The sequence below is a fragment of the Variovorax paradoxus EPS genome, assembly GCF_000184745.1.
GTDB lineage: Bacteria > Pseudomonadota > Gammaproteobacteria > Burkholderiales > Burkholderiaceae_C > Variovorax > Variovorax paradoxus_C.
In genome coordinates, this window is record NC_014931.1 from 573182 (window position 1) to 586125 (window position 12944).

Below are 12944 nucleotides of genomic sequence, written 5' to 3' on the forward strand. Positions count from 1 at the left end.
CCATGGGAACAACCCGCACCGCATCGACCGCGCGCAAGGCGCTTTCCCGCTACCACGGCAAGCGCGATTTCTCGCGCACGCCGGAGCCCAAGGAGGGCGGCCGCGCGGGCCAGGGCGTGCTCTCCTTCGTCATCCAGAAGCACCACGCGAGCCGCCTGCACTACGACTTCCGGCTCGAACTCGACGGCACGCTCAAGAGCTGGGCCGTGCCGAAAGGACCGTGCCTCGATCCGACGGTCAAGCGCATGGCGGTGCATGTCGAGGACCATCCGATTTCGTATGCGGACTTCGAGGGCACCATTCCGCCGAAGCAATACGGTGCCGGCACCGTCATCGTGTGGGACCGAGGCGACTGGCTGCCGGAGGGGGGTAGCGAAGCCGACGCGCGCAAGGCGCTCGCGGCCGGCAAGCTCAAGTTCGAGCTGCGCGGCGAAAAGCTCAAGGGCCACTGGACGCTGGTGCGCATGCGCGGCAAGGGCGACGAGAAGCAAGAGCCGTGGCTGCTCATCAAGGAGCGCGACGACGCGGCGCGCGATCTTGCCGATTACGACGTGCTCGAAGAGCAACCCGCGAGCGTGCTGACCGGCCGCGGCTTGGACGAGGTGGACAGTCCGCCGAAGAAGGCGGCGCCCGCCAAAAAGGCCGCGGCGAAGAAGCCCGAGAAGAAAGCGGCAAAGAAGGAGGTCAAGAAGGAGGTCAAGAAGAAGGCCGCCTTGCCCGCCACCCTTCAACCGCAGCTCGCGGTCCTCGCCGCTTCGCCTCCGTCATCGCCCGACGACTGGCTCTACGAACTCAAGTTCGACGGCTACCGCCTGCTCGCGCGCATCGACAAGGGCAAGGTGCGCTGCTTCACCCGCAACGGCCATGACTGGACCGACAAGCTGCCCGTCATCGCCAAGGCCCTCGCCAAGCTACCCACCGATTCGGCCTGGCTCGACGGCGAGATCACCGTGGAAGGGGGCAACGGCGCGCCCGATTTCCAGGCGCTGCAGAACGCCTTCGACCGCGGTGCGACTTCATCCATCGTCTACTGGCTGTTCGATGCGCCCTTTCTCGATGGGCAGGACCTGCGCGACGAGCCGGTCGAGGAGCGACGTGCGCACCTGGCCCGCCTGCTCGGCAAGCGGCCACCGGCGACGCTGCGCCTGAGCGAGGCCTTCGATGCGTCGCCGCGCGACCTGCTTGCGTCGTCCGCGCGCATCGGCTTCGAGGGCATCGTCGGCAAGCGGAAGGGCTCGCCGTACGTGTCGCGCCGCTCGGCCGACTGGATCAAGCTCAAGAACCAGCAGCGCCAGGAGTTCGTGATCGGCGGCTACACCGCGCCCAAGGGTTCGCGCTCGGGGTTCGGCGCGCTGCTGCTGGGCGTGCACGACGACAAGGGGCGGCTGCGCTATTGCGGCAACGTGGGCACCGGATTCAACGCGGATCGGCTCGCCGACATCAAGGCGCGGCTGGACAGGCTGGCCACCGACGACTGTCCCTTCAAGCCCATGCCGGACGGCGCGAATGCGAAGGCGCAATGGGTCAAGCCCACGCTGGTGGCCGAAGTCTCTTTCGGCGAATGGACGCGCGAAGACCGCGTGCGCCAGGCGGTATTCCAGGGGCTGCGCACCGACAAGCCCGCGCGCGGCATCGTGCGCGAACGGGCGGCGCCTTCCGAGACATCGCCCGAGACATCAACCGAAGCATCAACCGACACACCCGCGAAGAAGCAAGGAGCAAGGAAATCCATGGCGCTGAAGATCACCCACGCCGACCGCGTGATCGATGCGAAGAGCGGCATCACCAAGGGCGAACTCGCCGCCTACTACGACGCGGTGGGCACGCTCATGCTGCCGCACCTGCGCGGGCGGCCGGTGTCGCTGGTGCGCGCGCCCGACGGCGTGGGCGGCGAGCTGTTCTTCCAGAAGCACATCCAGAACCGCGAGATACCCGGCGTCAACCTGCTGGACCCCGCGCTCGATCCGGGCCACGAGCCGCTGCTGCAGATCGACAGCAAGACCGGGCTCATCGGCGCCGCGCAGATGAACGTCATCGAGCTGCACACCTGGAACGCCACCTCGCGCGCCATCGACCGGCCCGACCGCATGACCTTCGACCTGGACCCCGGCGAAGGCGTGGGCTGGCCGCAGATCCAGGAAGCGACGCTGCTGGTGCGCACGCTGCTCGACGAACTGGGCCTGCCGTCGTTCCTGAAGACCAGCGGCGGCAAGGGGATGCATGTGGTGGTGCCGATCCGCCGGCAGTACGGCTGGGACGAGGTCAAGGGGTTCTCGCAGGCCGTGGTGGTGCACCTGGCGAAGACGATTCCGGACCGCTTCGTCGCCAAGAGCGGGCCGCGCAACCGCGTGGGGAAGGTGTTCGTGGATTACCTGCGCAACGGCTTCGGCGCGACCACGGTCAGCGCGTGGTCGGCGCGGTCGCGCCCGGGGCTGGGCGTGTCGGTGCCGGTGGCGTGGGAGGAGTTGCCCGCCCTGACCGGCGCCGCGCAATGGACCGTCGCCAACGTGGCCGAGCGCCTCGCCACGGGCAACAAGCCGTGGGCGGCGATGGAGCGCAGCCGAAAAGGCATCGCCGCGGCGATGAAGATGCTCGACTACAAACCGGCGTAGCGCCCCGGTTTTTCTCCCTCCCCTTCCCGGGGGAGGGGTTGGGGTGGGGGCACACGACGGCCTGCACAACAGCACGGCGCCTCATTGAAGGCCTGCCCCCATCCCAGCCTTCCCCCGGAAGGGGAAGGAGCGAATACCGAACCGCCTACTGCAGCACTTCTTCGGTCGTCACATCGAAGCGCTCCAGCGTGTTCGCGCCGAACACCATCGTGATCGGCACGTCCGCCGCGTCGCGCCCGCGCGCCATCACGATGCGGCCGATGCGCGGCGTGTTGTGGCGCGCATCGAAGGTGTGCCAGCGGTCGCCCAGGTACACCTCGAACCACGCGCTGAAGTCCATCGGATAGCGCACCGGCGGAATGCCGATGTCGCCCAGATAGCCGGTCACGTAGCGCGCCGGAATGTTCATGCAGCGGCACAGCGTGATCGCCAGGTGCGCGAAGTCGCGGCACACGCCCGTGCCCTCGCGAAAGCCCTCGAGCGCGGTGCGTGTGGCGCGGGCGTTCTGGTAGTCGAAGCGCAGGTGGCCGTGCACGAAGTTGCAGATCGCCTGCACGCGGTTCCAGCCCGGTGCCACGTTCGCGAAGTTGGCCCAGGCGAACTGCAGCAGTTCGCTGTCGACCTCGCAGTAGCGGCTGGGCAGCACGAAAGGCAATGTGCCCACCGGCAGGTCGGCCGGCGCGTGCTCGATGGCGCCCAGGTCGACCGGGTCGGGCGCGCCGGTGTCGAACACGGTCGCCGTGTTGCGCAGCCGCACGCTGCTCACGCCCAGAGGCACCTGCACGCGCGCGCAATGGTTGTCGAAGCTGTCGCGGTAATGGTCGGTGACCAGCGGCGGGCTGATGGTGATGTGCTCGCTGCCCTGGATGTCGGCGGCGCGCGAAGGGTGCACCTGCAGCATGTAGATCAGCGCGGTGGGGGCGGTGACGCCCAGCTGGATGTCGTAGCCGATCCTGATCTGCATTTTGGATTTCTTCCCTGGATGAACCAACCGGTGAGGCGACCGGTGCGCAAGAGACGCCGAGAACACGACAAGCACGATCGGTGCCGTCTTCAGCACATGCTATGCGACCGGGGTGTCCGAAGCCGCGCGCCACATCCCGCAAACCCTCGTAGTCCGCCGCGATGCGCTGTAGTCGTGCTCCTACTCCCGGGGCGCGCGCCCTCCCACATGCGAGGGCGGGGCGCCACTACGGGTAACAGACGGTGCAAAACATAACCTTCCAGGTCTGTACAGATCGATTCCTTGGAGGGAAATCATGGAGTTCGCAACCCTGTTCGATTCGCTCACCGGTGCGTGGGGCGACGAAATCCTGGTGTGGGCCGTTGCCGCGGTCGCCGGCTGCATCTGCCTGGTCGCCCTGGTGAACGTGCTCGACATGTTCCTCGACAGCAACGAAATGGGCTGACGACCCCGGGGCCAGGCGCCTTTTTTTCTTCTCCCGTTTTTCCATGAAAGATTCCAGGTCCCCGATGACGCCACAGAACAAAGCCGCCGCAGGTCGCCGCGCCAATGCCACCAAGACCGCCAAGTCCGGTGATGGCCGCAACACCAAGCAGCTGCAGCTCGATGGCTTCACCACCGAGCATCCCGCGCACCTGACCACCAATCAGGGGCTGCAGATCCCGGACAACCACAACTCGCTGAAGGCGGGCGTGCGGGGACCCACGCTCCTGGAAGACTTCATCCTCCGCGAGAAGATCACCCACTTCGACCACGAGCGCATTCCCGAACGCGCAGTGCATGCGCGGGGCTCGGCGGCGCACGGCTACTTTCAGGTCTACAAGTCGATGTCGCAGTTCACCTCGGCCGACTTCCTGCAGGACCCGGACGTGAAGACGCCCGTTTTCGTGCGCTTCTCGACGGTGGCCGGCGAGCGCGGATCGGCCGATACGGTGCGCGACGTGCGCGGCTTCGCGGTCAAGTTCTACACCCGGGAAGGCAACTACGACCTCGTGGGCAACAACATCCCGGTGTTCTTCATCCAGGACGCGATGAAGTTTCCCGACCTCATCCACGCGGTCAAGCCCGAGCCGCACCACGCGATGCCGCAGGCCGCGAGCGCGCACGACACCTTCTGGGACTTCGCCTCGCTCATGCCCGAGAGCACCCACATGCTGATGTGGGCGATGAGCGACCGCGCCATTCCTCGCAGCTACCGGATGATGGAAGGCTTCGGCGTCCACACCTTCCGTTTCGTCAACAGCCACGGCGAAAGCCACTTCGTGAAGTTCCACTGGAAGCCCAAGCTCGGCATCCACGGCCTGGTGTGGGACGAGGCACAGAAGATCGCCGGCAAGGACGCCGACTTCCACCGCCGCGACTTGTGGGAAGCCATCGAGAACGGCGACTTTCCCGAGTGGGAACTCGGCGTGCAGATCATTCCGGCCGACAAGGAGCACTCGCTCGGGTTCGACCTGCTCGACCCCACCAAGCTGATTCCCGAAGAAATGGTGCCCGTGCAGCGCATCGGCAAGCTGGTGCTCGACCGCAACCCCGACAACTTCTTCGCCGAGACCGAGCAGGTGGCCTTTCACCCCGGCCACGTGGTGCCCGGCATCGACTTCAGCAACGACCCGCTGCTGCAGGGGCGCCTCTTCTCGTACACCGACACGCAGATCTCGCGCCTGGGCGGTGCGAACTTCCACGAGCTGCCGATCAACAAGGGCGTGTGCCCGTTCCACAACTTCCAGCGCGACGGCATGCACCGCCAGACCATCGCGCGCGGCCAGGTGGCCTACGAGCCCAACACGCTGGGCAGCGGCACGGAGTTTCGCGTCGATGGCGGCAGCAACGGCTTCCAGTCGTTCCCCGAAGCGATCGATGCGCCCAAGGTGCGCCGCCGCAGCGCCTCGTTCGACGACCACTTCACGCAGGCGCGCCTGTTCTTCAACAGCCAGAGCGTGGCCGAGAAGGAACACATCATCGCGGCCTTCCGCTTCGAGCTTTCGAAGCTCGAGGTGCCGGCGATCCGCCAGCGCATGGTCGACAACCTCGCGCACGTGGACGAGAAGCTCGCGCGCCGTGTGGCCGAGCCGCTGGGCATCGGCGAGCCCGATGCCAAGGCGGCGGCGGGACGCGCGGGTTTCCGCGACCACCGCATCGCCCTGCCCATCGACGAGTCGCCCGCGCTCAGCATGGCCGACACCGGCGACGGCTCGATCCGCACGCGGAAGATCGCGATTCTCGTGGCCGACGGCATCGATTCGGCTTCGCTCAAGCCGATCCGCGAAGCGCTCGAACAGGCGGGCGCGCAATGCAAGATCGTCGGCCCGCGCCTGGGCACCGTGGCCAGCGCGTCCAAGCGGCAGATCGATGTGGAGATGACCTTCTCGAACACCCCCTCGGTGATGTTCGATGCGGTGCTGGTGCCGGCCGGCGCCGACAGCGCGGCCACGATGTCGGCCACCGGCGATGCGGTGCACTTCGTCCTGGAGGCCTACAAGCACTGCAAGGCGATCTGCACGGTGGGCGAGGGCGTGAAGCTGCTCGCTTCGCTGGGCGTCGGCGCGGACGGCGATGCGCCCGCGGGCGTCGTCGTGGCCGCGACGCCGGTTACCAACCTGGGCGACACCACGGCTGCCCAGCAGATCGCGCAGGACTTCGTTGCGGCGATTGGGAAGCATCGGCATTGGGACCGGGCGAATATCGACGCAGTGCCGGCGTAAATGTGTAGAGGCGAACGGCGCTAACTGTCGATTGTGGTCAGCGTCACATGCACATGGCCTGAGGTATCCGCTCGATTGGCATCACCGATCCAATGCCACCGGATATCCCTGGCGGCCACGGTGATTCCTCCCGCTTCGTGCAGTGTGGTTGGTACCGGGAAGGGCTGGCCTTCTTCGATGTAGGCCTGCCGCCATGGCTCGTGGAATACCGCATGGTGCGCGTGCTCCTTCTTCAGGCCCGCAGACCAGATGCCGGTCTGCGGACAAGGAACGGTTCCACTGCAACTGCGGGGCGCTTCAGGTCCCGGCACATATCGCGCAATGCCCTGTGCCACGTATGGATGGCTCGATGCAGCCTGCTGCACCGGCAGTCCCTTGTAGTGCCAGGACACCGCGCCATAGCCGGGTGGAACCTGTTCCGCCAGATTGGGTAGCGGCTCGCCGCGGTTGAATTTCCACGGCACCTGTGCCGCGTTCCAGTTGGCTTGCCAGTCACCCCGGATCACATCGATCTGAGGCAGCCAGTAGCCGGTGAAGTGGGCGTGCTGCCTGGCCTTGAGGCTCCAAGGCCTGCCGTGGTTGTCGTAGGCGTTTTCGTCGGGCGGTGGCGCGATGTTGCCGGTCAACACATAGCCCTGAGGGATGTGGGTACGACCGGTACGGTTCGCGCCCGGCGTGGCCGGTGTTGGCTGCTTGACGATGACCGCTTTGGCCGCATCGATCAGTGTTTCGCGTTTGCCGTCCCAGAAGGGCAGTGAAGCAGGCGGCAGGGGCAGAACCTTGTCGAGATTGGGGAAGCGCAGGTCGGGGTTGAGTTCGAGGGCGTCGCCCAGAAGGCTATAGCGCTCAGAACGGGCGCGGTCGATTTGATTGCCCGAGAGGGGATCAACTTGGGTAAAGGAAGAAGACAGATAGTTGGCGGCGTCTGCACTGCCGAACTTTGCCCCTTCATGCAGAACAACGAGCGCGCGGGTGTAGTTCTTGTCGATATCCAGGGTTTGCCCCAGCCTGTAGGCAGCCTCTCCATCCCCTTGCGCAAACGCGCATTCCAGCATCTTGAGGCCCACCTTTCGGTTGCCCCAGATGCCCATCTGTGCATCGTCATAAGCGGCATCCAGCTTGTCGCCGATGTATGTCTGCGCCGCAGGATTGCCCATGTCCGCTGCGAGTTGCCAGAACCCGTAGGCCCGGTCAATGTCCGATTTGACCCCGATGCCGCTCTGGTGGTAAGTGCCCATCTTGTCGAAGGCACCGGGCACGCCCTGCTTCATCAATCCTTCGACGATCAACACCGCTCGTTCGGTGTCGCGCTGCACCCCCAGGCCGCGCTCATGCAAGCCCGCGAGATTCATCGCGGCCTTCCAATGCCCCATGGCCGCAGCTTTCTCCCAGAGCTGCGCCGCCTTCTTGTAGTCGCGCTGGTTGGGCCAGAGTTCGTTGTTGGTCACAGCCATGCCCTGCTGGAACAGCATTTCCACTTCGACCGCAATCGGCGGCAGCTTCGCTGCCTCGTGCACGCAGGCGAAGTCGGCCCGATGCGGGTTGAAGGTCTTCAGGTTCATGTTGCGGGGCAGATCGTTCATTGCACAGGCAGTCAGGGTGAAGAGAACTAGTAGCGTGGCTAGTGCTGCGCTTGAATGGGAGATGTCGCAAAGACGAGATGGCTTCATGGCGATCAACCCAGGCGGATGCTGCTGGCGCGGTCGTCGTGGAACGCGACCAAGAAACAAGACGGAGCTTCGCCAAGGGCCTTCTTCTTGAAATTCTTGTAGGCCTCTCTGCGCCAGTTTTTAAACGTTTCTGCCATCACCGTCTGATCCGTCGCCACCCCGCCCGCGAACTTCCCGTCGGTGTGCTGCCCCCACACCCGTTCGCGCAGATTCTTGGCAGTGACCGGATCGTCGCTCGCGATATTGATCTCGCTGTCCACCGCAAAGCTGCGCAAGTTCAAATTCGCGCTGCCCAGCGTGAACATGCTGTCGTCGATGACCATCAGCTTGCTGTGGATGTAGATCTCGCGATAACGCGCCTTGAGCAACTGGTTCTCCAGATCCTTGATGTAGTTGATGCCCCCGGCGTAGCCGGGGGAGTTCGGGTCGTAGTTCGCTGACTTCTTCCATCCGTCGAGTTTGGCCAGCCTATCTCTCTGGGTGGTTTGCCAGTTCGTATCGAAGGTCCACAGGCTCGCCACCAGCGAGCGCATGGCGAACTGGCCCTCGAGCGCTTTGCGCGCCATCTCGTCGTCCTTGCCGCCGCCCGCGTCCTTGTAGGCTTGGGCGATGCTGGACAGCGGTTGGGGCGGAGGGATCATGAGCGGATCCCGACTGCGCCTGCGGGCCTCTTGTACGGCGTCGTAGCGCGCGATTTCCTCCTCCACCAACTTTGTCTGATTGGGCATGGACGAACCATGCCCCAGCTCTGTCACGGTGTCGTGGGTGCGCGGCACCATCTGCTTGCGCTCTGGCGTGGGCGTCAGGACCATCACGTGCAGCTTGGGCACGTCAGCCATGCCCAGTTTGCCTTTCTGGAAACCCGCCAAGTACTCCCCACGCAAGCGCTTCAGTTCCTTGACCCAAGCCGCATGTTGAAAGTACTGGTTCTCTACATACAGGTAGTGGCGTGCGAAGCTGATCGCATGGTTGTAGAGGCGGTGGATGGACTTTTCGCTGCCATCGGTGGCGGGCAAGGTGCGCAGGATTTGCGCGCTCTGATGCGGAGCGACCAGGTTCCTGGTCAAGTTTGCAGGCGTGGCCTTGAGATTGAATTCTCGGCTCACATTGCTGCCCGCGCCTTTGCCGTTGCCTTCGGCCTTGTTCCACGCCTCGGTGAAGTTCTTGCACACCGCCGCCAGCACCTGTCCCTCGACACGGCAGCCGTAGTCCTGATACGGCTTGAGGCCGGGCTCCGCGTCGTTTGCACCTTCCCAGCTCTTGCCACGCCTGGGATCGTCGAACTTGTGAGCCGTGGTATCCCAGTAGTCGGTGACCGAATTGAGGCCGAGCACATAGCCGCAGGGTTTGTCGCCTTCATAGTCGATGACGATGGTTTTCTGATGATGAGTGGCCAGGTATTCGAAGCCCAGGCGCTCGATTCGGCCCAGGCCATTCATGCTCGCTTCGCTCCTCAGACTGGTCATCACATCGTCGTGAACGCCGCCGCGCGTACGCAGCGACAGGGCGTTCTGCTTTCCTGCCACGACATCCCTGTACCAATGCGAATTGAATATCTCCCGCCGATCACGCTCGGAAGGAGATGGAGGAAACAGCAAACCCGGTTTGCTGCGTTCATAGAGAGACTCGGTCTTGTACCCCGGCATGTTGTTCACGGCGGCGCTGCCGATGAAGTCGTACCACACCAGAAGACGCACATTGACCGGCTTTCCGTTGTTGAACTTGCCCTGCGCAGCGCCCAGCAGCAAATCGCCCCAGGTGTCACCCCTCGGCCATTGGTCGGCCGTCTCGCGAGTGAGCTCCATCGCGGGATCGAAGCCCCAGCAGACGAGGTCGATGCTGTGCTGTGCTCTTCGGATGTCCGTCGCGATCTGCTTGAAGGTCTCCTCGCCGCATATATAGAGGCGCAAATTGTTGTGATGAAAAACCGGTGTTTTCTCGTCTTCGCCCCTCTTCTCGAGAAACCATTGCGCGCTGCCGGTGGCGGCGCCTGTGGCCGCGCATAAGGGGACGGTCGATCTGTGTTGCGTGTCGTTCGTTGGTCGCAGGTCGCTCATGAATTTCCTTCGTCGTCACGGTGCCGCAGGTAGTGCTGCATCCGGTTCTTCGTGTCGCTGTGAGCCGCGCGATAGCCGGAGGCTGCAAGCCTGTCGTCGTTGGATTTCAGCTGTGCCTTGACGGGCAATTCGTATTCGTTGCCATTGGCGAGCCGGACCTTGTAGGAGGTTGTGTCGCTCTGATGGTCTTCAATGAGTACTTGCCCATCGGCGTCGGTGACGCCGTCGGCCACATTCGCGCCGTCCCTGTACAAGGTGTAGGGCTCGAAGCCGAGCGGCCGGCCGTCCTGTGCGTGCGAAAGCAGCACAAAGCTGAGCGCCCCTTTTTTCTTGAGGTCCAGGCTCGACATGCCGCTCACCGACCGGGGCGGTGCGTTCTTCGGCCCGACCATGCTGTGCACGGCGGCGTGCTCCACATGCTTTCCAGAGGTGGCATCTTCGATGCCCGCAGCATTCAGGCGAATGGTGCTTCCGCCACCGTTGAGCACGAGTTCCTCCTTGGCGGTGATCGTGATCCTGTTGGCGACCTGGACGATATCGAGCTTGGCCAGGATGTTGATGCTTTCCTTGAGCGCCTTGATGTCGATGTTGCCGCCGAATGCGAACAGTCTCAGCCCTGCTTGGTAAGCAAAGAGTCGAACCGCCTGCTTGGCGCTGACCAGAAAGCTCTTGGCTGCGGAGACGCTGGTGTGCCCTCCGCTGGTCAGCGCGTTGTGCTCGGCGCTGGCAATATGGGTCGACTGCGACGTGGTGGTTTCGATGCCTGCGGGGCTCGCCAATACGAGATGCGGGTCGGCTAATTCGGGGAAGCGGTCTTTGCCTGCGGCGGCGGTGCTCTTGATCGCGTCGTTCTGTGCCTTGATCGATTGAATAACTTCGTCCTGATCGCCCGTGGAATGCGCCTCAGTCTGTAGCGCAGCGCCGGACAACCCTTCGTGCTGCTCGTGGGCCGCTGTCAGCCGCGCCGCTGTTTCGTCCATGTCCGTGATGTGAGCCCTGGCGTTGGCTCGTCCCTCGGTGGTGATCAACAGACCCTGGGCGGCACGAATGGCGCCATGACCATCGGTGCGCAGTTCCAAGCCTTGGCCTCGATGGTCTTTTCGCCCCGCGTTGTCCTCGATGCGCGTGATGTGCCCCAGGCTCAGCTGGCTGTGCTGGTGATCGCTCTTGATCTGGACCTGGATCTTGCCCTTCGTGTCGTCCATCGCGATGTGGTTGCTGCGCCCCGCCGAGCTGTTGCCCCCGTTGTCGGTCAGCTCCCGGCTCCTGTAGCCCGACAGCGCACTGTGGTGGGGCAATGCCCACGGCGGCTCGTTCGCCTGGTTGTACACCCGCCCCGTGCAGATCGGCAGGTCCGGGTCCCCGCCGACAAAGTCGACGATGACTTCCTGGCCGATGCGCGGGACATGGATGCTGCCCTGCTGGTTGCCCGCGCCGTGCAGGTTCACGCGTATCCAGCAGGAGCTGTGCTGGTCCTCGTTTCCGATGCGGTCCCAGGGAAACTGCACCTTGATGCGGCCCCACTTGTCGGTCCAGATGTTCTGGCCAGGAGGGCCGACCACCCGCGCGGTCTGGGGGCCGTGCGTGAGCGGCTTGGGTCGTGTGGGCACCGGGCGCAAGGGCTCGGCCATCGGGTGCGCGGTGAAGTCGACCTCCACTTTCCATTGCTGCTTGCGACCGGGAGCCGCATCGCCGATCTGGCTGTCCTGCGCGACGTCTTCGATCAGGAAGCGGGTGTCCAGGAGCAGGTATTCGGCATTGGCTTTCTGGCGCGGGTGCTTGGTCAATTGAAAGGAGCAGCCGGGCACCATGCCGCGCAAATTGCCGCTGGCCCGCGCCCTGGCGCCGTGGGTGCGCAGCGCCTCCATGCGCAAGAGCGCCAACCGGTGGCCTTCGCCGTGGGGATCGTTCGCCTCGGCACTGCCGGCCCTGGGCTGCGCGTAGTGGCTGCCGGCCGCGCTGCCTTCATGCCATTGGTACACCTCGCCATCGGCCTGGCCCGTCGCTCTCGGTTCCTTGCGGCCCTGGCTCAGGTCGGCCCTGGGGCGCATGTAGTCGTACTCGCGGCTGGCGTACCTGCCGCTGGTCAGGTGGTGATGCGGAACGAAGCTGCTGACGTATTCGGCATCGACCTTCCAGCCCGGCGCGTGGTACTCGACCTTCTGGTATGCAGCGCTGTCGTTCTTCCGGTAGGCCCCCATGTTGTCGATGAGAACCAGGCGGTGCTTGCCCTCGCTGTGCTGGAAGAAGTAGCTGATTCCCCAGGATTGCGTCAGGCGCTCGAAGAATTCAAAGTCGCTCTCGTTGAACTGAACCTGGTAATCCCGCGTCGGGTAGGTCTCGATCAGGCGCTTGTCCACGGGAAAGTCGTAGCTGGCAAGAAGCTCGTCCAGGATCTGGACCACGGTCTTGTTCTGATAGATCCTGCAGTCGGTGGTGAGGGTGGCCAGGTGCAGCCAGGGACGCAGCGTGAGCTTGTATTGCACATGGCGCCCCTCTTCGCCCCAGACTTCCACGTCGGTGATCAGCGCGTTGATCTGGCGCACGCCTGCGCCGATGTGGTCGAGGGCTTGTCCGGCAACGCTGGGAACAAACTGCCCCGCGCCGTCGAGCTGGATCAAGCAGGTGATCTCGCGACCGATGAAGAGGTCGAGATCGAAGTCCATCGCTCCGCTGGCGCCAAGGTTCAGTGCATCGGGCGTCTTCAAGAGCAGTTCGTACGCGAACAAGCTGTTGATCCCTTCGTTTCCTGACAGCCGAACCGCTTCCAGCGTCGGCTGTCCGAGCAGGACAGGAATTGCAGGAGACTGAATCGAGAGCGTGCGCTGCATCGCGATCTTTCATGACGGAAAAGAGATCGCGCAGTTTGCGAGCGCGCATCCGCTCACATTGCGAACAATCGTCACCCATCCATGAAACCAGCACCTGCCTCCAGA

7 protein-coding genes are annotated in these 12944 nt (G+C 64.3%); 3 read left to right on the forward strand and 4 right to left on the reverse strand.

Annotation, left to right across the window (positions count from 1 at the left end):
* The first annotated feature begins 2 nt into the window (after nt 1–2).
* The gene (ligD, locus tag VARPA_RS02660; protein WP_013538999.1) at nt 3–2612 is read left to right on the forward strand and encodes a DNA ligase D; all 2610 of its coding nucleotides are present in this window, start codon (nt 3–5) and stop codon (nt 2610–2612) included.
* A gap of 145 nt (nt 2613–2757) precedes the next feature.
* On the opposite strand, the gene VARPA_RS02665 is transcribed toward ligD, so the two are convergent.
* Nucleotides 2758–3576, reverse strand: a complete 819-nt coding sequence (locus VARPA_RS02665) for a transglutaminase-like domain-containing protein (RefSeq protein ID WP_013539000.1) — start codon at nt 3574–3576, stop codon at nt 2758–2760.
* A 295-nt stretch (nt 3577–3871) separates the two neighbouring features.
* Here VARPA_RS02665 and VARPA_RS31295 point away from each other — a divergent pair, with 295 nt between their 5' ends.
* Nucleotides 3872–4021: a hypothetical protein gene (locus VARPA_RS31295; protein WP_013539001.1), complete on the forward strand. Its 150-nt coding sequence runs from the start codon at nt 3872–3874 to the stop codon at nt 4019–4021.
* A gap of 64 nt (nt 4022–4085) precedes the next feature.
* The gene (gene katE / locus VARPA_RS02670; RefSeq protein WP_013539002.1) at nt 4086–6281 is read left to right on the forward strand and encodes a catalase HPII; all 2196 of its coding nucleotides are present in this window, start codon (nt 4086–4088) and stop codon (nt 6279–6281) included.
* Nucleotides 6282–6301: 20 nt separating this feature from the next.
* Here the strand turns inward: katE and VARPA_RS30405 are convergent, their stop codons facing one another.
* The 3 genes from VARPA_RS30405 to VARPA_RS02685 all read right to left on the reverse strand — a co-directional run bounded on the left by VARPA_RS30405 (nt 6302) and on the right by VARPA_RS02685 (nt 12839).
* Nucleotides 6302–7864: a DUF6396 domain-containing protein gene (locus tag VARPA_RS30405; RefSeq protein ID WP_013539003.1), complete on the reverse strand. Its 1563-nt coding sequence runs from the start codon at nt 7862–7864 to the stop codon at nt 6302–6304.
* A gap of 92 nt (nt 7865–7956) precedes the next feature.
* On the reverse strand, nt 7957–10008 hold the full coding sequence (locus tag VARPA_RS02680) for a phospholipase D-like domain-containing protein (protein WP_013539004.1): 2052 nt from the start codon (nt 10006–10008) through the stop codon (nt 7957–7959).
* On the reverse strand, nt 10005–12839 hold the full coding sequence (locus tag VARPA_RS02685) for a type VI secretion system Vgr family protein (RefSeq protein WP_013539005.1): 2835 nt from the start codon (nt 12837–12839) through the stop codon (nt 10005–10007). The genes VARPA_RS02680 and VARPA_RS02685 overlap by 4 nt, the downstream gene beginning before the upstream one ends.
* Nucleotides 12840–12944: the final 105 nt, after the last annotated feature.